Origin of the sequence: Mesorhizobium sp. WSM4906 (assembly GCF_029674625.1) — a bacterium.
Taxonomy (GTDB): Bacteria; Pseudomonadota; Alphaproteobacteria; order Rhizobiales; family Rhizobiaceae; genus Mesorhizobium.
Genome location: NZ_CP121355.1, coordinates 1,532,244 through 1,552,490 on the forward strand (window position 1 = coordinate 1,532,244; position 20,247 = coordinate 1,552,490).

A 20,247-nucleotide genomic window follows, 5' to 3' on the forward strand; every position below is an offset into this window, starting at 1 on the left:
TCGATGAGCGCTGCGATTTGAGCAAGCGGGTCGATACTTAGACATCGCGGAGCACCGCACGGACCCCAGCTCTATGGAGCTTGCCGGCGACTATTTGCGTATTGAGCCATTCTCATAGTCTCATTCATGAGCAGTCCTGTGCGCAAGCATTGCTTTGCTAAATTCCCACCACAAGCGCGCCGCCGCTGAGACCCGCACCCGCTGCCGCCAAGAGGACTTTCTCGCCAGGCCGAAACGGCTGCGCCCGATGGGCCAGCGACAATGAGAGCGGGATCGTCGCGGCGGAAGAGTTGCCATATTCGGCGATCGTCTTGACGATCGAGTGATCAGCGATGCCGAGGTTCCTGCCGACCGCGTCGAAAATGCGCGCATTGGCCTGATGCGGCACGAAACGATCGAGGTCTTGCGGCCTCAGTCGGGCAGCAGTGAGCGCATCTCTCGAGCAGGCGGTCATCATCTCCACGGCCTTGCTGAATACTTCACGGCCGTCAGTGATCGTCATCCGTGTCTGCGCGAGGTCGAGGTCGGCATGGAACGGAGTGTTGCTTCCCCCGGCGGGAATCTGGATTAGCCCGTAGCGCGAGCCGTCGGAATCCACCGAAGCGCCGAGAATGCCTCGATCCGGGTCATCGCAAGGACTGATCACCATGGCGCCGGCGGCATCGGCAAACAGCACGGCGCTGGCGCGCTCGGCCAAATTGATGCGGTGGCTGAGGATGTTGGCGGCGATGACAAGGCTCGCTTTGCCGTGCAGGCGGGTGAACCCGTCGGCGAACATCAGCGCATAGATGAAGCCGGCGCAGGCGCCGGTCAGGTCGATCGCTCCGGCGCGGCCTAGCCCCAGCCGATGTGCGACCAGCGGCGCGCTTGGCGGCAGAAGGTGATCGGGCGTCGACGTGGCGAGCAAGAGTAGACCGACGTCGCCGCGGTCGATACCGGCATTGGTCAGCGCCATGTCGCCGGCAGAGGCGGCAAGGCCCGACAGCGTGTCTTCGTCTGTTGCCCAGAAGCGCGAGCGAATTCCGGTGCGCCGCTCGATCCAGCCGGGCTCAAGCCCGAGCCGGTCTTCGATTTCCGGGTTCTCGACCTTGCGCGTCGGCGCATGATGGCCGAAGCCGAGAACGCGCGACGATAGGTTCATGGCCGCGAGCCGAAGCGTTCGCCGGCCTCCTCTATCGCGTCATAGAGCCCGTCCAATTCGTCGCTGGTGATGCAATAGGGCGGCAGAAGATAGAGGACATTGCCGAGCGGGCGCACCAACAGGCCGCGCTCAAGGAAAAAAGCGCGCAGTTTTGGCCCGATCTCGGCCAGATAACCGGCTGAGCCGGTGCGTAGGTCGAGTGCCGCGATGGTGCCGGTTGTCCGGCAGTCGGTGAAATATGGATTGTCCCGGAAGCGTTGCAGCCCCGCGGCCTGCCTCGCGCTCAAGACCGCGATCCGCTCGGCCACCGGCTCGTCACGCCAGATCTCGACATTGGCAAGTGCTGCCGCGCAGGCGATCGGATTGGCGGTGTAGGAGCTCGAATGGAAAAACGTCTTCTTGCGATCCTCCGAAAAGTGAGCGTGGAAGATGGCATCGGTGGCGATCGTGGCGGCCAGCGGGATGGTACCACCGGTCAGACCTTTCGAGGTGCACAAGATGTCGGGCGAGACGGACGCCTGTTCGCAGGCAAACATGGTTCCGGTGCGCCCCCAGCCGGTCATCACTTCATCGGCGATCACGAGCGTGCCGGAGGCTTCGGCGATCCTCTTCAATTCGGCAAGAACCCAGGCCGGATACATCAGCATGCCGCCGGCGCCAAGCACCAGCGGCTCGACGATCAGCGCGGCTGCGCGCCGGTCGCGGCTAACGGCCTCGAACCGATCCAGCGTTTCCTGCTCGCGCCCGGCGGCCGGGAAGGGGATGGTGTCGACCTCGAACAGCAAAGGCTCATAGGCGGCGTTGAAGACGCCACGGGCGCCGACGCTCATCGTGCCGATGGTGTCGCCATGATAGCTGTGCTCCATGACGGCGATGCGCGAACGCGACGCGCCGATGTTACGGAAATAGCCGAGCGCCATCTTCAGCGCGACTTCGACTGAGGTCGAGCCACTGTCGGAATAGAACACCCGGTGGAGGCCGGCGGGTGCGATGCCTACAAGCGCCTCGGCCAGCCGTTCGGCCGGCTCGTGGGTGAAGCCCGCGAAGATGATCTGGTCGAGGCTCGAGGCGGTCGTCTCGATGGCCTTCATGATGCGGGGGTGGCGATGGCCATGGGTGACGACCCACCAGGAAGAAATCGCATCGAGGATGCGGAAGCCGTCGGCCTTGTGGAGATAGGCGCCTTCAGTCAGCACGATTTCAGGGAGCGAGGGCTCTAGCGCGTGCTGCGTGAACGGATGCCAGACTCGAGACTCCGCCATCAGTCGCCTCCGGCAATCATGGCCAGGTCGAAGCCGGAAATCATTGCATCTCTCAACGTTTCACCCGTCAGCGGACCGAGGTGCGGCAGCCTGCCCAGCTGCGGCACGCCGCCGAATTCCACGATTGTCCTTTGTGTATCGGCCACCTCTTCGCCAATGAAGGCAATGCCGATGAGCGGGATGGAGCGGGCTCTCAGGGCCTCGATCGACAACAGCGTATGATTGATGGTGCCAAGCGCGGTGCGGGCGCACAGTATGACCGGCAGCCGCCATTGTTCGAATATGTCAATGAACCTTGTCTGTCGATTGAGCGGCACCATCAGCCCGCCGGCGCCTTCGATGACGAGCGGTGTCGGCAGGACCGGAAATGAAAGATCGTCGGCCTCGATCGCGACGCCGTCGATTTCGGCTGATCGATGCGGCGACAGCGGCATCGTCAGTCGATAGACTTCGGGCAGCACGCGTCCGTCGGGCAAGCCGGAAAGCCGGGCGACGACCTCGCTGTCGGTCTCCTCGTTGAGGCCCGATTGCACCGGCTTCCAGTAGAAGCCGTCGAGCAGCCCGGCAAGTCCGGCCGAAAACACTGTCTTGCCAATTCCAGTGTCTGTTCCGGTGACGACGATGCGTTTGGTCATGCTGTGGCCAACACTCCGACGAGAGCCTCGACCATGGCGGAAATGTCGGCTTCGTCGACGTTGAGAGTCAGCGAAATGCGCAGGCGCGACGTACCCTCAGGCACTGTCGGCGGGCGAATGCCGCGTATGTCGAAGCCGCGTGCCTGCAGTCCTGCCGCCACCGCCATGGTGCGGCTGTTATCGCCGATCACAAGCGGCTGGATCTGCGAGCCGCTGGGCATCACGCCGCAGCGTTCGGCCAATTGCCGGCTCGCGAAAGCGACACGCTCGTGCAACTGAGCACGACGCATAGGCTCGTCAGACAGAATAGTCAGCGCCTCACGTGCCGCGACTGCCATCAGCGGCGATGGTGCGGTCGCATAGATGAATGGCCGGCACCGGTTGATAAGATAGTCGCACAGTGTTCGCGGTCCGGTAACGAGCGCGCCGGATGCGCCAAGCGCCTTGCCGCATGTGTGGAGCGTGACGATGTTGTCGCGGCCTTCATACGCGGCGGCCAGTCCCCGGCCGTCCGGTCCCCAGACGCCGGTGGCATGCGCTTCATCGACGACGATGAATGCCTGGTACCGATCAGCCAGCGCGACCAGGCTCTCCATCGGCGCACGGTCGCCATCCATGCTGTAAAGGCTTTCGAAGGCGATCCACACCCGCCCCATGCCGCCTTCGGCGCGCCAGCGGGTGATTGCGTCCTCGACAGCGTCGACGTCGTTGTGCGCGGCCAGCTTGAACTCAGCGCGCCCGGCCTGGGCACCCTCATGCATGCTGGCATGAGCGAGCTCGTCGAGGACCAGCAGGTCGCCTTTCTGCGGCAGGGCCGTCAGCAGAGCGAAGTTGGCGATATAGCCGCTGCCGAAGAACAGTGCACGCTCGGCTCCGAAAAATGCCGCTGCGTCCGCCTCCAGTTGCTCATGTTCCGGTGCATTGCCGCGCAACAGCCGCGATCCGGTGGCGCCCACTGGCGTGCCCCGCGCAATCGCCGTCGAAACCGCATCGCCCAGTCTTTTGGAGGCGGCAAGTCCGATATAGTCGTTCGACGAGAAGTCGAGCCCGGCGCGCGGTGCGAGCGTCCGCAACCGGTCCTTGCGCCCCAGTCCCCGCAAGGTTGCGTCATAGCGGGCAAGAATTGCCTCCTTCATTGCGTGGCGAGTTCCATAGGCTCAATGCCGAGGCGCCGGAACAGAAGGGTATCCTTGTCCTCGCCGGGATTTCCCGCCGTCAGCAGCGTGTCGCCGACAAAGATCGAATTGGCGCCGGCAAAGAAGCACAGCGCCTGCGTTTCGTCGCTCATCGCCGTCCTGCCGGCGGACAGCCTTACATAGGATTTCGGCATCATCACCCGCGCGAGCGCAACGATGCGGACGAAATCGATCGGATCGATGGCGTCGGCCGCGGCAAGCGGCGTGCCTTCGATGGGAATAAGCATGTTGATCGGCACGCTTTCCGGCGGCTCGGGCAGGTTCGCGAGCGTGACCAGCATGTCGATGCGATCGGTCTTTTCTTCTCCCATCCCGACAATGCCGCCGCAGCAGACTTTCATCCCAACCGCGCGCACGTGCCCAAGCGTTTTCAGCCGGTCGGCAAAAGTCCTGGTTGAAATAACCTCGCCATAGTAGCGCTCAGAGGTATCGATGTTGTGGTTATAGTAGTCGAGACCGGCCTGCTTCAGGCGAGCAGCTTGCTCAAGATCGAGCATGCCGAGCGTCATGCAGGTCTCCATGCCGAGGGCCTTGACGCCCTCAATCATGGCGACCACAACGTCCATGTCGCGCTCCTTGGGACTTCGCCACGCCGCGCCCATGCAATAGCGCGTTGCGCCGCCATCACGCGCCTTGGCCGCTTCGTCGATGACATGCTTGACGTCCACCAGCTTCGACGCCTTCACACCGGTTTCGTAATGCGCAGACTGGCTGCAATAGCCGCAATCTTCGGGGCACCCGCCGGTCTTGATGCTAAGGAGCCGCGACAGCTGCACTCGGTTTCGATCGAAGTTCTGGCGGTGGATCGTCTGAGCCAGGAACAGCAGATCGTTGAATGGCATGCCGTAGATGGCCTCGGCCTCTTTGCGGTTCCATCGCGGAGGCGTTCCGTCGACCGATTGCATGGTCTGGTTCACGTCGAACTCCGAGTTCATTCCAATCGTCATCGTCAAACCTTTGTTTGCTAGTCCGGTACGCCTTCTTGGCTTTGGGGCGCACTCGCTAAAGGCGAGCTGCGGCACGTCTTTCCAGCACCTCCTACGCCTGCCGAGCTGATGTTGCTCCTCACGCCGTAATCCTCAGTTCAAGTGCTTGCAGATGTTCTGGTGGTCCGGCATGTCCAGGCCGATGTCGAGGATCGGGGCGCTGTGCGTCAGCCAACCCATGGAGATGAGATCGACACCGGTCGCCGCAATCGCCGCCGCCGTTTTCGGCATCACCCGACCGGACGCCTCGGTGATCGTACGGCCATCCACTATAGAAACCGCGCGGGCAAGATCCTCGACCGACATATTGTCGAGCAGCACCGCGTCAACACCAATCGCGAGCGCTGCATCGAGCTGCTTCAGCGTGTCGACCTCGACCTCGACCTTCACCATATGCCCTGCTGCGGCGCGCGCCCGCTCTATTGCTGTGCGCATATCGCCGGCGATCGCGATGTGGTTGTCCTTTATGAGCACGCCGTCATCGAGGCCGAACCGGTGATTGGCACCGCCGCCGACGCGCACGGCGTATTTCTCCAATGCCCGCAGCCCGGGCGTCGTCTTTCGCGTCGATACAATCCTCGCCTTGTGACCGCGCACGGCCTCAACCATGGCCGCTGTGGCAGTGGCAATGCCGCTCAGCCGGCATAAGAAATTGAGGGCCGTGCGTTCGGCCGTGAGCAGGCCTCGTGCGGGTCCGGACAATCTTGCAATGGTTTCCCCGGCCCCAACCTCGCTGCCATCAGGGCGCCAGATCTGGATGTTGATCGCCGGTTCCACGAGAAGGAAGGCATACGAGACCAGATCGAGCCCGGCAACGACGCCCGCCTGCCTCGCTTTGAGCACCAACGTGGCAGTGCAATCATACGGGATAACCGCATCGGTGGTCAGGTCGCCGGATCTGCCCAGGTCTTCGAGGAGCGCAACGCGCACAATCGGTTCGATCAGGGTCGCGGGGAGGGGGGAGAATGAAGTCATATCAAGTGCTCCGTATGGTAGCCCGGCAATCGAGTGCGGCCGCGGCCCGCATTGCGCTGTGCAGTGTCAGCCGTGATGGGCGCACGTTGGCATCGTGGAGCGGGAAATCGGACCGACAGTGCGCGCCTCGACTCTCTTCCCGCCTCAGGGCCGCCGCGGCGATCATCAGTGAGACCAAAGCCGGACCAGAGGCAGCGACACTATTGGCTGCGATCGGCAGCAGGGTCGCCACCGCTTCGCGCATTGCCTCGCCGTCGCGGATGATACCCAGGGCGGCGGAGACAATCGGGCGGACCACGGAAGCGTCTGGTCGTGGAGGGACGAATGTGGAGCATCTGCGCGGTCGCCGGGTATACGACGTGCCGGCAACGCTTTCGGCAACCCAGCTCGCGGTGACCGCCGCTTCGGTGAGCGAGTTGCTGGCCAGGCGGTTGGCGCCGTGCAGGCCGGTACAGGCCACCTCACCGCAGGCCCACAATCCCTCGATGGAGCTGCGGCCGGCGCTGTCTACGGCGACGCCGCCCATGTGATAATGTGCCGCCGGGCGCACCGGGATCAGGTCGGTCGCTGGGTCGATTCCTGCGCTCCGGCACAATTCGGCGATGCCTGGAAAACGCTTGCCAAATCTCGGGCCGAGACTTTGCCGTGCGTCCAGGAATACGCGGCGTCCAACGGCAAGCTGGTGCCAAATGGCGCGCGCTACGACGTCGCGAGGCGCAAGTTCACCGCCAGGTGTGTCGGCGAGGAAGCGCTCTCCTCGCTCATCGATGAGCACCGCGCCTTCGCCACGCACGGCTTCGCTCACCAGCGGCATCGGCCGGCGCGGACCGTCGAGCGCAGTTGGATGGAACTGTATGAATTCCAAGTCGGCGAGTTCCGCCCCCGCCCATGCGGCGAGCGCCAGCCCGTGACCCCATGAGCCAGCGGGGTTTGTCGTGTCGCAAAACAGCCCGCCGACGCCGCCGGTCGCCAGCACCGCGCGACGCGTGGGCAGAGCGAGCGCGCCGGCTCGTCCTGCTGCGACCACGGCGATGACCGACCCGTCCTGCACGACCAGCCGGCGGACCTCCACATTTTCGATAATGGTGATCGAGGCTGTACGCCGAACCGCGGCGACGAGCGCGCGCACCAACTCGCGACCGGTGGCGTCGCCGGCTGCATGCACAATCCGCCGTCGCGAGTGTGCCGCCTCGAGCCCAAGTCGCAACGCGCGGTCAGGGTGCTGGTCGAAGTCGACGCCGAACCTTTGGATCGTCCTAATCGCTTCGGGTGCAGCTCGTACCACTCGCCGCACCGTGGCCTCATCGCAGAGTCCGTCGCCGGCAGCTATCGTGTCGCAAAGGTGAAAATCTGGGCCGTCGTCGCCCCCGAGACTTGCCGCAAGACCGCCCTGGGCAAGTTCACTGCAGGCTCCGGTTCCAAGCGGCGCGTTGGTCAAAAGCACGACCGGTTCCGGCGCCAGATGAAGCGCCGTCATCAGGCCGGCAATGCCGCCGCCGATGACGACCGGCGCCCCCGCGATTTCGCGAACCTCCAGACTCATAGGGAAAGCATGCGCTCGACCGCGCGGCGGGCGGGGCCGGCAATTTCGGGATCAATCCGGACCTCATGCCGGTTCTGCTCGAGTGCGGCGCGAATGTTGGCCAGGTTGATGCGCTTCATGTGCGGGCACAGATTGCATGGGCGAACGAACTCGACGTCGGGATGCGCGACCGCGACGTTGTCGCTCATCGAACATTCGGTCAGAAGGACGACACGCTTCGGTTTCTCACGCTCGACATAATCCGACATCGCCGCGGTCGAGCCGGAGAACTCCGCCTCCGCGACAACGTCTGGTGGGCATTCTGGATGGGCCAGCACGATGACGCCTGGATGGGCATCGCGCAGTTCCCGGATGTCTGCTGCGGTGAAGCGCTCATGCACCTCGCAATGGCCTTTCCAGGCGATGATCTCGACGTCTGTATCGGCTGCCACGTTCCTCGCCAGATATTCGTCCGGGAGCATCAGCACACGCGCCACGCCAAGCGATTCCACCACCGCCTTGGCGTTGCCGGACGTGCAGCAGATGTCGGACTCCGCTTTTACGGCGGCGGAAGTGTTGACGTAAGTAACAACGGGGACCCCCGGATACCGCAGCCGCATTAGCCGCACGTCGTTTGCCGTGATCGATTCGGCCAGCGAGCAGCCGGCGCGGAGATCCGGGATGAGCACGGTCTTGTTCGGATTGAGCAGTTTTGCCGTCTCGGCCATGAAATGAACGCCGGCAACCACGATGATGTCGGCGTCGACCGTCACCGCCTTGTGGGCCAACGCCAGGCTGTCGCCGACGATGTCTGCCACGCAATGAAAAATTTCGGGCGTCTGGTAATTGTGCGCCAGCACCACCGCATTGCGCTCACGCTTCAGCGCTAAGATGGCTTCAATATCGCCGGCGAACGCGGGCCATTCAACGGGTGGGATCACCCGCCGGACACGCTCATACAAGGACGCAGCCATAGGTAACGCCCCAGTCATTGGCGCCTCGATTATATTCGGTTTGACAATAAGGGAATATATCTACCTTGACTATAAGTATGTCAAGCCCGCGCCAGCGGTAATTTTGTCCCGGCGATAGCCCTGTCGTCGAGGACGGCATGCCGGAAGCGATAAAGCTTCGCCGGTCGGCCGCCCGTGTCGAGGGAGGTCTCCCCGGTCTCCTCAACAAGTTCCTGCTGCTCGACCAATCTCCGGAAGTTCGGCTTGTTGATCAGCCTGCCAGCCAAAGCTTCCACGGTTCGCTGCAGTTGCAGCAGCGTGAAGGAAGGCCGCATAAGCTCGAACACGACCGGCCGGTATTTGATCTTCGAACGCAGCCGCGCGATCCCGGTTGCCAGAATACGACGGTGGTCAGCGACCATTGGTTTGCCAGCCGCGGCCGCAATCGCGTCCCTGCCGCCACCGGCCTCCTCAATCAGAGCAGCTTCATAGAGCAACTCGTAGCGTTGGAGCGTGAGTTCCTCGTTCCAATGGCGGTCGTCGAAGCCGAAGGCTATCGCAGCGCGCTGCCGGCGCTCGCGTTGAGTGGTCGGCTCGCTGGCGCCGCCGGCCCACTCAATCAGGCGGGGCCGCAATCTATCGAGCAGCACAGGCGGCGTGCCGAAGCGGTGGTCCTCCCAGGGAAAATATTCGTACCAACTTTGCCAGCCGCACGCGGCCGAGTTCGTTGCCTGTTCCTTCCTGGTCAATGCGAGATAGCTGATTGAGATGACGCGCTGGTGGCGCTCAGTGCCGATGCGATCGCGATCGGCGAAGGTGTAGAGTTGCTCGATGTATCCAAGTGCATGGCCGGTCTGCTGCTCCACCCACCCCCTCAAACCCGACTGCAGTGATCGATGCTCAAGGGCAAAAGGTCCAGAAGGGAGGGTGTCCGCATGACCGACTGTGAGGACACAGGGCTCACTGTCGTTTACGGCGACCACGACGGCAGTCAGGTCCACTTTGGCTTCGTCAGCTTTGACGGCGGCTTTGCCTTTCTTGGTTCTTCTTGTCTGAGGATCCATGTTTGCGAAAGCGGGTTGGCCCAACGGAGCGCCTTAATCGATTGAATGTAACCTTGGAAGCCAGCACGTCAACACCGGAGTACTCAAGCGCTGTTTTTAGCTCTTCGCAGTCGCACAAAAATATGCCAAACGCGACACCCGCTGTTGGTAACGTAAGGGAAGGGGCCTCGGTTGAGCGCGGCTGGTGAGATAAAAGGGATGACTCCTCCAGATATTCGATCGCGAAAAGGCCAGACGCCACTTGTATGCTTGACGGCCTACACCACGCCGGTCGCGAGGCTGCTCGATCGCCACTGCGACATCGTTCTTGTCGGCGACAGCGTCGGCATGGTGCTGCACGGCCTGTCGTCGACGCTGGGGGTCACGCTCGACATGATGATCATGCACGGACAGGCCGTTCGCCGCGGCCTTGAACACGCGCTGATGGTCGTCGACCTGCCCTTCGGTTCCTACGAGGAAAGCCCAGAGCACGCTTTCGGCAACGCTGCGCGCGTGATGGGTGAGACCGGTTGTTCAGCGGTAAAGATCGAGGGCGGCGAGACCATCGCGGAAACCATCCGCTTCCTTACCGCGCGCGGCGTACCTGTCATGGCCCATGTGGGCCTGACGCCGCAGGCGGTAAACACGTTTGGAGGCTATCGTGTGCAGGGCCGGGGAGCCGATGCAGAGCGGATCAGGCGCGACGCCAGGGCGGTAACTGAAGCTGGCGCCTTCTCCTTGGTGCTGGAAAAGATACCGGAGCAGCTTGCACGGCAGATAACCGCCGATATCGACATACCCACCATCGGCATCGGTGCCTCGCCAGCTTGCGACGGCCAGATTCTGGTGAGCCACGATATGCTCGGGCTCTTCACCTCATTTCGGCCGAAGTTCGTCAAACGCTATGCCGAGCTCGGTGAGCAGGCTGAGGCGGCAATCGCCGCTTACGCCACCGATATGCGGAACCGGCACTTTCCGGCGGTCGAACATCTCTATGTCAACGCCTTGAAGGCCGGTGACTTCACATGAGCGTGCCGATCGCTCGAACCGTGAGCGAGCTGCGCGGCGTCGTTGCGCAATGGCGTCGCTCGGGTGCCACGATCGGTATTGTGCCGACCATGGGAGCCTTGCACGACGGGCATCTGAGCCTCGTGCGGAAGGCGCTCGAAAGGGCCGAGCGGGTGATCGTGACGCTGTTCGTAAACCCCAAGCAGTTCAACAGCCCCGCCGACCTGATTGCCTACCCTCGGACGGAAAGCGACGATGCTGCCAAGCTCGCTCTGCTGGGCACGCATCTGCTCTATGTGCCGGACACAGAGGAAATGTACCAGGTGGGCTTCGCCACGGCCGTTTCAGTGTCCGGCATCAGCGAATGCCTTTGCGGCGCATTCCGGCTCGGCCATTTCAATGGCGTGGCGACGGTCGTGGCCAAGCTCTTCCTGCAGGCCGGCGCTGACTTCGCCTTTTTTGGCGAAAAGGATTTTCAGCAACTTCAGCTTGTCAGGCGCTTGGTCCGGGATCTCGACATTCCGATCACTATTGTGCCCTGTCCGACAGTCCGCGAAGCCGATGGTCTTGCGCTATCGTCGCGTAACGTGCGGCTCTCCCCAGCCCAACGCGCCATTGCCCCAAAACTAGCATCGGTCCTGCTCGATACGGCCGAGCGGCTTGCACGCGGCTCCCCCATCCTGCCTACGCTTGATGAAGCGCGTGCAGCAATTCTGGCTGCCGGCTATCGCGAGCTCGAATACCTGGAGCTTCGCGGAGAAACAGACCTGCAATCGTTAGCAAGCCTTGACCGACCGGCACGCTTGCTTGCTGCGGCTTGGCTTGGCGACACGCGGCTCATCGATAACGTCGCAATATCACCCATCGGTAGTTGGTCAGGTGGGCGGAGCTCTCTCCAATCGGAAGCAGCACAGCAATTGCGGTGATGACGGCGGCGCGTCGTATGCCCTGCAGGGACAGGCCATCATTTAGAACCACGTCTCCGTCGGCTTCCAGCAACCTCCGCGAGGTACGCTAAGCGCAGATGCATCGCGTATTTGAAACCTTGGTCGAGCAACTCTCTGCAAGCGTCGATGCCGTCGATCTCCATGAGGCAATGGCGTCCGCCGCAGCCGGGTTCGACTTTCCGCTCTTCGCTTATTTCACCTACCCATCCGCTTCCGGCGACAGGCCGCGATTGATCTCGAATTATCCATCATCATGGACATCACATTACCTGCAACAGCGCTACCACAGCGTGGATCCCGTGATCCTGCGGGGACTGCGGGGCTGGGATACCTTCGACTGGGGTGTGGACCGCGATCACCGTTATTTGCCGACCTCTCAGCAGGAAGTCCTGGAAAAAGCAGCTGAGTTCGGCATTCGCGGCGGACTGACCATGTCGATGCATGATCATCGCGGCCGGTTCGCCGCACTGACCTTCGCCTCCAACGAGGCGCATCCGCCATTTCTGAGGTCGCTGACGCGCTACGAAAAAGCAATGCAACTGGTTGCGATCAACGTTCATATCCATGCCCGGCGCAGGCTCGCCGAAGATTGCGTGGTAGATGGCATAATGCTCACCCGGCGGGAGTTCGAGTGCCTGAAATGGGCGGCGTGCGGCAAGTCGGCCTGGGATATCAGCCAGATTCTCGGTGTCTCGAAACGCACCGTGACCTTCCATCAGGAAAACGCCAAGGCGAAGCTTGGCGTGCGAACCATCAACCAGGCCGTAGTGCGGATGGCTGCTCGGGCGAGATCCTGATCCTCTCCAAGTCTAGCTGTAAAGGTCTACAGGCTGCATTCATGACGGCTTTGCCCTTCGATTGCGTGGACACATCCCGCACGGAGACGACAATGATGCAGCTGATAACACCCGACTGCTACGCCGAGTTTGCGAGCGAACTCAAGGAAATGCACGGACTTAGGTATCGGGTTTTCAAGAAGCGGCTCGATTGGGAAGTGCAGACCGAAGGCGAAATGGAAACGGACTCGTTTGACAGCCTGAACCCCGTCTACCTGCTTCTCAAGGGGTCCGATTGGCGAACTTGCGGCTGCGTCCGCCTTTTGCCGACCACCGGACCGACAATGTTGCGCGATACGTTTCCGACGCTGCTGGATGAGATGGTGGTCCCTGCGAGTGCCGATATCTGGGAGAGTAGTCGTTTCGCGCTCGATCTCCCTGCGACAGCGCCGAAGGCAGCTGGCGGCCTGGCCCAAGCAACCTACGAGCTCTTCGCGGGGATCATCGAATTCGGCTTGGCCAACAATCTCTCCGGGATCGTAACGGTGACAGATACGCGCATCGAAAGGATCCTTCGTCTCGCGACCTGGCCGTTGTCACGTATCGGACAGCCCAAGCAGGTCGGCAACACCGAGGCAGTCGCCGGCTTCCTCGATATTTCCTACGCCAGTCTCTTGCGCATCCGCTGGAGGGGACGCCTCAACGGGCCGGTGTTGTGGCAACCAGTTCTCATCCAATCGGCATAGCGCCTGCGGATGCTCAGCCGTGACTTGAGTTAAGTCTGCTCACGGCCGCCACCGCCGCCGTGAGGGTGAGCGGACCCGCCCCACGAGCTTTCGACTGTTCCGGTCGATTGGCTCGCGCGGCCGGACTTTGGATTTCCGTAGGCGCAACCCGCAGTCCAGCGTGAGCACGCCAAAATGGCGCCCCTCCGCTTCGTCCAAAGAAGCCAACGTGGCTTCTGAGGTCGTCTTAGAATATTGGACCGGCCGCCGTGAGCGATCGCAACCTCAAAGCTTTGCCGGTATGCCGGTTTGGCCGGACCGTCGGCCAGTCGGAGCAGTCCCCCGATAAGGACCCGAGCTGACGCGCGGTCCAACAGCGCCCGAGCCTATGCTTTGTGCATTACCGTTCGGTTGGCCATGTCGTCCAAGACCGCATGAAGAAGGCTTCCAACCTCCTGCGCAGCGAGCTCTGGCGCAATTCCTACATCGGACAATTGAATGAGCATTTTCTTGGCGGCACAGCGCCAGAACGCGCTCGCCGCCTCGCCGTTCTTGGTCTCGAGGGCCTGGGCGATACTTTCGACCAATATACGTCGCCGATGCAGCGGAAATACGCAAATGTTTGATTCATGCATCAATCACCTCACAGATTCAGTTCCACAAAGAAAAACACCGGCGTCTTCAAAAGAGCCCCGCTAGCGCGGTGACGGTTCGCGGCGACATGACGAGTTCCACTTCCCCATCGACAAGCCATTGGGAGATGAGCCGCCGGACCGCATATCCGGGACCGCACATAAGGTGAACCACCATTGCTCATCCGGCTGCATTTTCCTGGGCCGTTCGACGAGGCGTTCCAGCCGAATTGACGTCCAATGACTTGATCTCTGAAAGGGCAGGGCGGTACGAATCACCCGACTGTTCCGCTGCTTACATTCCTGCGAGCTTGTGTATGAACGATTAAAGCGTGCCCGAGCCGTTCTTGGTGGCCGCCGCAGAAGGGAATCATGTCATCCGCTGCCTATCGTAGGCGGCGCGACTTCTAGCATGACTGCACTGCCCCGACAGGGCTTTGCAATCGCGCGTTTCGAAGCCTATGCTTTGGCATCGGCCGGCATTTACTTCGGTGCAGCCGACAGTAAGACGTACGCGCTCTTGCCCCGTTGGAAGAGAGCCTTGCCCGATCCCTCTTTCGCGACCAGGTGCTGAAGCCCTCACCCCGCAGGACTTCGCGCTTTTGCGACCATCGCTGCATCACGTCGAACCGGGCATCAAGGACAAGTTGGAGGTCGCGCATCAGCCGATCAAGAACGTATATTTTCCCGAGAGGGGCATCGCGTCGGTGGTCGCCACCATGACCGGCGGGCGGCAAGGTGAAGTCGGCATTGTCGGCTATGACGGGATGAAAGGAATTGCCGTCATTCTCGGAAAGGAAAGCACTACCTGGCGCCTGCCGGTTGAAAACCTTCGCCCTGCGATTAGCCCGTCGCTTCGCACCTCAGTGCTGGACTATGCCCACGCGTTCCTCGTCCAATCATGCCGGACGGCACTGGTCAATGGCCACTCCAAGGTCGAAGAACGGCTGGCCCGCTGGCAGCTGATGGTCCACGACCGTGCGGAAGGAGATAAGATCCTCCCGACGCATGAATTTCTGGCGACCATGCTCGCGCCCACCGCCCGGGGTCACCACGGCCCTGCAAATGCTTGAGTATCGAGGACTGGTGCACGCCAAGCGCGGCGAGATCACGATCATCGACCGTGCCGGATTGATAAAGCTCACACATGGCGCTTATGACAAGGAGGAGCAGCGTTATTTCGGCCTGGCCGCTGCCTGAAGCATGTCGGTTGAAACGGGTTCAGCCGACGTCTCCTTGCCCCTCACCAGGTCGCCCAAAAGCATCAGCGGTTTTGAACGAATCGCAGCGATTGTCCGCAATCGGACATAGGCTTGAAGGCGGTCGAATTCGTGCCATAAGTCGGGTTGGTCAGGGTTCAGGGAGGAATTCGTCATGACCAATTCGTTTCACACCGTCACCGTCGAAAAAGCCGCAGAAGCCTATGTCCTTTCCAGGGGAAGGGTCCGCTTTCTCTCCATGGCGCAGGCGATCCGCGCCATCCGAACACTAATGCCGGCATGCAAGGCCACCGACCGCGAGTTGGAGGAACTGTTGGCGGCCGCTTCCTTCGTTCATGGCGTGCCCGTCGCCTTCGACACAAAAACAGCCGATGGTGTAGAACCACGGCTGCATTCCTAAGAGGGCATGCCGCGCCATGCAGACTGTCAGAGGGCATTCGTCAGATGGTAGTCCGCTAACTTAACTGCAGAGTCTAAAGGACGTGTTCCAGCATTGCGAACTCACCGATCGCTTTGTTGCCAAAGCTGCCAGCAAGCGATCGCCTCATCCAGCCGTTTGCACCATCTCATCACAGACATCATCGCGATGCTACCTGTCCAGCATATGTCCAGCATTTCGCAAGGCGGCCAGAAGGAGCCTCGCATAGCCTGTGACATCGATCTGGGCCTGCATCGAAAGGGGCATGCTGGTCCAGTTCTCCAACGGTGCAATGAAAGGTGAGAAGGTGCCATTGACAAGGCAACAACAGCTAACAAGGCCCTCTCGGTCCAATGCCACCACACCGATCTTGTCGCCTGGATATCCAATGGCTGCGACTCGCTGGACCTCCAGGTCACCGTCCACCCGCACGTCAAAAAGAAGGCTACCACGGCTCCTCGTGGCTATCTCAGCCGCCTTCTCATCAAAGCTTGAAGAGAGCAAGCGGACGCTTTCCACCGCCATCTGGAAAATCACCAAATCCAGTTCATTCACGGCCATATGGGCATTTCCGCGCAACGGGTGGTGATTGCAATGACACATACTGCTTGTTCACAGATGTCGGTCACGAACGATCATTCGTCGGGTTCCGGTTCCGACCAACGGTGTCGCCACCTGATCGTGCTGCGGTTCGAACCTTCCGAACGCGAGCCGAGCGCGCTATGAGGTTGGAGTCTAGGTCTCGGACCCTGCCTCGCGGCCTGCTCATCTTTGGCAGACCCGTTGCAACGCCGCCGCGATGGCGCAAACGCCAGATGACGCTGATCCATCGCTTGATCGTGAACTGAGCTTCTGAACACCATTGGGACAGCAGGGTGGAAGGGCTTGACCAACGCTGCCCCCGTTTTCCAAGAGGACCCGTCCTCGATTGAATCTTTCGAGCCCCGTGCAGCGCGCAGCCAAATGATGACCATCTGGACCCAGCTCGCAGACCGCAAGGCAAAGAGGGAACCTTCCAGGCAGCCAAGCTGCGTCGACGCAAAGAGCGGCCTTTGGAGTTCCCAGAATCGACCCTTCCATAGTTGCGACAGGCAACCACTGCACGAGTGTGGGAGAGCGAATCGCAAGCATTGCGTGAGGTCCTGCGCGTTTTCCCCTCTTGCTATTTGGCACATCGTTTGCGCCGAAGTGGGCGCAGCGTTCGACCGGAGCACTGCATGGGAGAGGGAGGAGCCCCACCCCGATCCGGTCAAGGAGAGAGACGGTGTTGGTTCCAAGAGTTCCCCGCGCGATCTTAGCGCCCCGCAAGCGCCATTTTGCCCGGACCTACGTGCAGGTACTTGCCGCCATAATCCTGGGTGCCGCAATCGGCTATTTCCATTTGGAGACCGGCCACAGCCTGAAGCCGCTCTGCGATGCCTTCGTCGATGTCGTCAAGATAATCACCGTACCTGTCATCTTCCTGACAATGGCGACCGGCATTGCCGGCATGAGCGATCTGCAGAAGGTCGGCCGAGTTGCCGCCAAGGCGATGGTTTATTTCCTTACCTTCTCGACGCTAGCACTCCTTGTCGGGCTGATTGTCGCGAATATCGTTCAGCCTGGCGCCGGCCTCAACATCGATCCGGCCTCGCTCGATGTCGAAGCCGTTAAGGGCTATGTGGCCACGGCTCACGAGCAGTCCGTGACCAGCTTCCTGATGAACATCATCCCGTCAACGATTGCCAGTGCCTTCGCGGAAGGCGACATCCTGCAAGTCTTGTTCCTCTCGGTCCTGTTCCTCTCGATCCTGTTCGGCGCGGTCTGCCGCTACAACGGCCGCTCGCTCTTCTCTCTCGTCCGATACATCAAGGACGAGCTGCTGCTCGCAATGTCCTCCTCAGAGGCCGCGCTGGCCTCGCTCATGGAGAAGATGGAAAAGGCCGGCGCCACGCATTCGGTCGTGGGTCTCATTCCATTCAATCTGGACGGCACGAATATGATGCTCGCCGCCCTTTTCATCGCCCAAGCGACGAAAACTGATCTCCCGATCGGCTGCCGGATCCTCATGCTGTTTGTCGCATTGTTCCCTTCGAACGGAACAACCCGCATTACCGGTGCAGGCCTCGTCACAATGGCTGCAACGCTCTTTCTTGTTCCGGCCGCACCGGTCACCTCCGTGGGGCTTATTCTTGGCGTCGATCAGCTTATGTCCGAATGCCACGCGCTGACGGTTTTTCTCCGCAGCGTAGCGGCAACGCTGGCTGTCACCCGGTCCGGGGCGAGCGGGATAAACGACGATTCGGGGAGCGCCTCACTAGCGGACCGTTCAGCGCTCTGGCGGTGGACGGTCAAGTCGCCCGGCGTGGTGAACACAATTCCCCGTGCGAACGACGCTCAGCTATTGGGGTGGACCCGATGGCGCAAAGCCGTATTTGAGAAACCGCCAGATCGCACCGGCACCTGTGCGCCTGTAGCAACTGCGGGGCACGATCAAAACTGACCCATTTTACACCAAAAAGGCGGCCGTTGCTGCCACGCCGTCCATGGATTGGAGACTCATGTCTAAGCCGACTGCCATCACTGTCGCAGCTCTTCTTTTACTCCTCGCCTTGCTGGCGAGCCAATATAGCGCGAACCTGCACCGGCAGGCGTGGTCGACCGACAGGCAAAAGTGGAGCGGCGCATTCGACAACGATCTCCTTCGCCAATCGCCGGCAACCCGCAAGGCGATGCCGTTCTGGTCATATTCAATGACTACCACAACTGTCCGCATTGCAGACTGGCTGATATCAACTACCAAAAAGCCTTCAAGCATGAGCCCAATCTGAAGCTTGTGATCAAACAGTTCCCGGTCCTGGGACCGGATTCCCAATTCCCAGCCTTCGCCGCACTCGCCTCGAGAAAACAGGGAAAGTTCGACGAATTCCACCGCGCCCTTATGATTTCCCCCAGTTGAAGGGTCACTCTCAAGATCGCAGCGCGTGTAGGCCTTGACGTTGAGCAGCTCAAGCGGGAATGCAAGATCCGGCCATCGCAGATGAAATGCGCGCGTCCGCGCACTCGCGAAAGGTCTGCACTTAGACGGTACGCCCGCGTTGGTGGTCGGCGATATAGTGGTCGCCGACCTTGTGGACATGGCCAGCTTGCAACGCTTGCATCGCCGATGCGCGCTCAAAGCGTGCTGGCTCTCGTGCGGGGCAGCATCTGTAGACCGGCCACGCTGTTGTTGCCGGAGCGTGCCGTTTGTGGCAGCTGGCTTTGCTGTCGCTCCTCGTAATCTTGTTGCGGTCATCCAGCTGCCGTGGGCGCCAACAACAATCCTGAGCGCCCGCGCCTGAAGTCGCTGGCCGGGTGCTCGTGAACCGAGCCCGCTTTTCTTCGGCAAGCTCAGGCGGTCTTGGCCCTGCGGCATCGCCCCCTGGCGCGGGGCAGCCTTCGGCTGCTGACGGTCGCCGGCCTGTCGGCCGGCGTCTTTCTATTGTGGCCTTCCCCCTGGCGCAGGGTGGGCAGCACTCCCTTCTAGGCCCGCCGCGGCGTCCCGCAACCCTTCGCTTGTCGCTTTCGGGTCCTCCACTCCGTTCCGGTCCTGCTGATGCAGTCCGCCTCCGACGGCGGGCCTTTCCGGTCGCTTTTGCCGCCCACCCCGCTTCCGGGGAGGGCGCGCGATTGTAGAGCGGAGGACATCACGATGCGTGCAAACAACAAACGTTGCGGCAGCCGACAGGCTGGCGCAGACAGCGGCGGGCGCACCGGCGCCAGCCTTTATCAGGAAATCACCGACCGCATCATTGCCGAACTGGAGCGCGGCACCGTGCCATGGGTCAAGCCGTGGGGCAGGGCAAGGACAGGCCTCGGCCTGCCGCGGAATGCGGCCACCCAGCGCCGATATTCCGGCATCAATATCCTGATCCTGTGGGGCGCGGTCATCGAGCGCGGTTTCCCCAGCCAGAACTGGCTCACCTTCCGGCAGGCGCTTTCGCTTGGCGGCAATGTCAGGAAGGGCGAGCACGGCACCACCATCGTTCACGCTGACCGCTTTGTTCCCAAGAACGAAAAGCAACGCGCCGACACCGATGGCGACGAACCGCAGGCGGTGCCCTTCCTGAAGCGCTTCACCGTCTTCAATGTCGCGCAGTGCGATAATCTGCCCGAACATCTTTACGCCGCCGGCGAGCCTCTGCCTGAGCGCGAGATGGTCCCGCAGGCCGAGGCGCTCATTCATGCAACCGGCGCTGATTTTCGCGTCGGCGGCGAGCGCGCCTTCTACATGCCCGGCAGCGACACCATACAGGTGCCGCCGCAGCCGGCTTTCTTCCACCAGATCGACTATTACCGGACCTGCTTTCACGAGCTTGGCCACTGGACCGGCCACCCGAGGCGACTCGCGCGCGACCTGTCCGGCTCCTTCGGGTCCAACACCTATGCGCGCGAGGAACTGGTCGCCGAAATCGCATCAGCCTTCATCTGCAGCAGTCTCGGCATCGAGCCGACCGTGCGCCATGCCGACTACATCGGCTCATGGCTGACGGTTTTGCGCGAGGACAACCGCGCCATCTTCCGCGCCGCAAGCCATGCCTCGAAAGCCGCCGATTTCCTGCTTGGCCGCAATGTCGATGTCGAAGGCGAGGCACATGCCGAAACCGCCTATGGGAGCGCGCAATCCTCACACGCGACCGCCTTGCGCCTCTGATGACGCAAAGCCGCGCGCAACCAACTCGACAGTTCTTTTGAGGTTGCCCTAACGCCGATGGCCGGCGTTGGCGTCGATCGTTCATCGGACCGAGGTTCGCAAAAAAAGAGGGCGGCATTGATGCCGCCCTCTCGTT

At 61.6% G+C, this 20,247-nt stretch carries 21 protein-coding genes; 10 read left to right on the plus strand and 11 right to left on the minus strand.

The window, feature by feature from the left end; genetic code table 11:
* Positions 1–157: 157 nt before the first annotated feature.
* The 9 genes from QAZ22_RS07165 to QAZ22_RS07205 form a co-directional block, all read right to left on the minus strand.
* A complete protein-coding gene (locus QAZ22_RS07165; RefSeq protein ID WP_063169256.1) occupies positions 158–1,141 on the minus strand; it encodes a beta-ketoacyl-ACP synthase III in 984 nt (327 codons plus the stop codon).
* Positions 1,138–2,403: an adenosylmethionine--8-amino-7-oxononanoate transaminase gene (locus QAZ22_RS07170; protein ID WP_063169255.1), complete on the minus strand. Its 1,266-nt coding sequence runs from the start codon at positions 2,401–2,403 to the stop codon at positions 1,138–1,140. Before QAZ22_RS07170 ends, QAZ22_RS07165 begins: the two co-directional genes overlap by 4 nt.
* A complete protein-coding gene (gene bioD / locus QAZ22_RS07175) occupies positions 2,403–3,038 on the minus strand; it encodes a dethiobiotin synthase (RefSeq protein ID WP_063169254.1) in 636 nt (211 codons plus the stop codon). The genes QAZ22_RS07170 and bioD overlap by 1 nt, the downstream gene beginning before the upstream one ends.
* On the minus strand, positions 3,035–4,174 hold the full coding sequence (locus tag QAZ22_RS07180) for an 8-amino-7-oxononanoate synthase (RefSeq protein WP_024505572.1): 1,140 nt from the start codon (positions 4,172–4,174) through the stop codon (positions 3,035–3,037). The genes bioD and QAZ22_RS07180 overlap by 4 nt, the downstream gene beginning before the upstream one ends.
* Positions 4,171–5,139, minus strand: a complete 969-nt coding sequence (gene bioB / locus QAZ22_RS07185; RefSeq protein ID WP_224570943.1) for a biotin synthase BioB — start codon at positions 5,137–5,139, stop codon at positions 4,171–4,173. The genes QAZ22_RS07180 and bioB overlap by 4 nt, the downstream gene beginning before the upstream one ends.
* A gap of 174 nt (positions 5,140–5,313) precedes the next feature.
* Complete coding sequence (gene nadC / locus QAZ22_RS07190; protein ID WP_063169252.1) at positions 5,314–6,195, minus strand: carboxylating nicotinate-nucleotide diphosphorylase; 882 nt, start codon at positions 6,193–6,195, stop codon at positions 5,314–5,316.
* A gap of 1 nt (position 6,196) precedes the next feature.
* Positions 6,197–7,738 (minus strand): L-aspartate oxidase, encoded by a 1,542-nt coding sequence (locus QAZ22_RS07195; RefSeq protein WP_063169251.1) that lies wholly within the window; start codon positions 7,736–7,738, stop codon positions 6,197–6,199.
* Entirely contained in the window at positions 7,735–8,709 is a 975-nt protein-coding gene (nadA, locus tag QAZ22_RS07200) for a quinolinate synthase NadA (protein WP_063169250.1), read from the minus strand. The genes QAZ22_RS07195 and nadA overlap by 4 nt, the downstream gene beginning before the upstream one ends.
* A 62-nt stretch (positions 8,710–8,771) precedes the next feature.
* The gene (locus tag QAZ22_RS07205) at positions 8,772–9,734 is read right to left on the minus strand and encodes a membrane protein (RefSeq protein WP_024505567.1); all 963 of its coding nucleotides are present in this window, start codon (positions 9,732–9,734) and stop codon (positions 8,772–8,774) included.
* 171 nt (positions 9,735–9,905) lie between these two features.
* Here QAZ22_RS07205 and panB point away from each other — a divergent pair, with 171 nt between their 5' ends.
* The 4 genes from panB (at position 9,906) to QAZ22_RS07225 (ending at position 13,190) form a co-directional block, all read left to right on the plus strand.
* The gene (gene panB / locus QAZ22_RS07210; protein WP_063169249.1) at positions 9,906–10,742 is read left to right on the plus strand and encodes a 3-methyl-2-oxobutanoate hydroxymethyltransferase; all 837 of its coding nucleotides are present in this window, start codon (positions 9,906–9,908) and stop codon (positions 10,740–10,742) included.
* A complete protein-coding gene (gene panC / locus QAZ22_RS07215; RefSeq protein WP_063169248.1) occupies positions 10,739–11,647 on the plus strand; it encodes a pantoate--beta-alanine ligase in 909 nt (302 codons plus the stop codon). Before panB ends, panC begins: the two co-directional genes overlap by 4 nt.
* A 98-nt stretch (positions 11,648–11,745) precedes the next feature.
* Positions 11,746–12,465: a LuxR family transcriptional regulator gene (locus tag QAZ22_RS07220; protein WP_063169247.1), complete on the plus strand. Its 720-nt coding sequence runs from the start codon at positions 11,746–11,748 to the stop codon at positions 12,463–12,465.
* A gap of 92 nt (positions 12,466–12,557) precedes the next feature.
* Positions 12,558–13,190: an acyl-homoserine-lactone synthase gene (locus QAZ22_RS07225; RefSeq protein ID WP_063169246.1), complete on the plus strand. Its 633-nt coding sequence runs from the start codon at positions 12,558–12,560 to the stop codon at positions 13,188–13,190.
* A gap of 365 nt (positions 13,191–13,555) precedes the next feature.
* Here QAZ22_RS07225 and QAZ22_RS07230 read toward each other — a convergent pair whose 3' ends face one another.
* Positions 13,556–13,804 (minus strand): DUF6074 family protein, encoded by a 249-nt coding sequence (locus QAZ22_RS07230; protein WP_063169245.1) that lies wholly within the window; start codon positions 13,802–13,804, stop codon positions 13,556–13,558.
* A gap of 599 nt (positions 13,805–14,403) precedes the next feature.
* On the opposite strand from QAZ22_RS07230, the gene QAZ22_RS07235 reads away from it, so the two are divergent.
* The 3 genes from QAZ22_RS07235 (at position 14,404) to QAZ22_RS07245 (ending at position 15,421) form a co-directional block, all read left to right on the plus strand.
* Positions 14,404–14,874, plus strand: a complete 471-nt coding sequence (locus tag QAZ22_RS07235) for a hypothetical protein (RefSeq protein ID WP_224570941.1) — start codon at positions 14,404–14,406, stop codon at positions 14,872–14,874.
* Positions 14,867–15,001, plus strand: coding sequence for a hypothetical protein (locus tag QAZ22_RS07240; protein WP_256754986.1), 135 nt, complete (start codon positions 14,867–14,869; stop codon positions 14,999–15,001). The genes QAZ22_RS07235 and QAZ22_RS07240 overlap by 8 nt, the downstream gene beginning before the upstream one ends.
* A gap of 174 nt (positions 15,002–15,175) precedes the next feature.
* A complete protein-coding gene (locus QAZ22_RS07245) occupies positions 15,176–15,421 on the plus strand; it encodes a hypothetical protein (protein WP_063169243.1) in 246 nt (81 codons plus the stop codon).
* A gap of 189 nt (positions 15,422–15,610) precedes the next feature.
* Here QAZ22_RS07245 and QAZ22_RS07250 read toward each other — a convergent pair whose 3' ends face one another.
* Positions 15,611–16,000: a hypothetical protein gene (locus tag QAZ22_RS07250; RefSeq protein WP_024505560.1), complete on the minus strand. Its 390-nt coding sequence runs from the start codon at positions 15,998–16,000 to the stop codon at positions 15,611–15,613.
* Between the two features lie 706 nt (positions 16,001–16,706).
* Between QAZ22_RS07250 and QAZ22_RS07255 the strand changes: the two genes are divergently transcribed.
* The 3 genes from QAZ22_RS07255 (at position 16,707) to QAZ22_RS07265 (ending at position 20,111) form a co-directional block, all read left to right on the plus strand.
* Complete coding sequence (locus QAZ22_RS07255) at positions 16,707–17,921, plus strand: cation:dicarboxylase symporter family transporter (protein ID WP_210326676.1); 1,215 nt, start codon at positions 16,707–16,709, stop codon at positions 17,919–17,921.
* A gap of 171 nt (positions 17,922–18,092) precedes the next feature.
* On the plus strand, positions 18,093–18,377 hold the full coding sequence (locus QAZ22_RS07260; RefSeq protein WP_224570942.1) for a thioredoxin domain-containing protein: 285 nt from the start codon (positions 18,093–18,095) through the stop codon (positions 18,375–18,377).
* 732 nt (positions 18,378–19,109) lie between these two features.
* Positions 19,110–20,111, plus strand: a complete 1,002-nt coding sequence (locus QAZ22_RS07265) for a zincin-like metallopeptidase domain-containing protein (RefSeq protein ID WP_063169241.1) — start codon at positions 19,110–19,112, stop codon at positions 20,109–20,111.
* The last annotated feature ends 136 nt before the right edge of the window (positions 20,112–20,247 follow it).

Coding starts and splice junctions, on each gene's coding strand:
- QAZ22_RS07165 (WP_063169256.1), bottom strand. CDS start 1,141: ATGAACCTATCGTCGCGCGTTCTCGGCTTCGGCCATCATGCGCCGACG.
- bioB (WP_224570943.1), bottom strand. CDS start 5,139: ATGCAATCGGTCGACGGAACGCCTCCGCGATGGAACCGCAAAGAGGCC.
- QAZ22_RS07265 (WP_063169241.1), top strand. CDS start 19,110: ATGCGTGCAAACAACAAACGTTGCGGCAGCCGACAGGCTGGCGCAGAC.
- QAZ22_RS07245 (WP_063169243.1), top strand. CDS start 15,176: ATGACCAATTCGTTTCACACCGTCACCGTCGAAAAAGCCGCAGAAGCC.
- nadC (WP_063169252.1), bottom strand. CDS start 6,195: ATGACTTCATTCTCCCCCCTCCCCGCGACCCTGATCGAACCGATTGTG.
- panC (WP_063169248.1), top strand. CDS start 10,739: ATGAGCGTGCCGATCGCTCGAACCGTGAGCGAGCTGCGCGGCGTCGTT.
- QAZ22_RS07230 (WP_063169245.1), bottom strand. CDS start 13,804: ATGCATGAATCAAACATTTGCGTATTTCCGCTGCATCGGCGACGTATA.
- QAZ22_RS07220 (WP_063169247.1), top strand. CDS start 11,746: ATGCATCGCGTATTTGAAACCTTGGTCGAGCAACTCTCTGCAAGCGTC.
- nadA (WP_063169250.1), bottom strand. CDS start 8,709: ATGACTGGGGCGTTACCTATGGCTGCGTCCTTGTATGAGCGTGTCCGG.
- bioD (WP_063169254.1), bottom strand. CDS start 3,038: ATGACCAAACGCATCGTCGTCACCGGAACAGACACTGGAATTGGCAAG.
- QAZ22_RS07225 (WP_063169246.1), top strand. CDS start 12,558: ATGATGCAGCTGATAACACCCGACTGCTACGCCGAGTTTGCGAGCGAA.
- QAZ22_RS07205 (WP_024505567.1), bottom strand. CDS start 9,734: ATGGATCCTCAGACAAGAAGAACCAAGAAAGGCAAAGCCGCCGTCAAA.
- QAZ22_RS07195 (WP_063169251.1), bottom strand. CDS start 7,738: ATGAGTCTGGAGGTTCGCGAAATCGCGGGGGCGCCGGTCGTCATCGGC.
- QAZ22_RS07180 (WP_024505572.1), bottom strand. CDS start 4,174: ATGAAGGAGGCAATTCTTGCCCGCTATGACGCAACCTTGCGGGGACTG.
- QAZ22_RS07240 (WP_256754986.1), top strand. CDS start 14,867: ATGCTTGAGTATCGAGGACTGGTGCACGCCAAGCGCGGCGAGATCACG.
- QAZ22_RS07170 (WP_063169255.1), bottom strand. CDS start 2,403: ATGGCGGAGTCTCGAGTCTGGCATCCGTTCACGCAGCACGCGCTAGAG.
- QAZ22_RS07250 (WP_024505560.1), bottom strand. CDS start 16,000: ATGGCCGTGAATGAACTGGATTTGGTGATTTTCCAGATGGCGGTGGAA.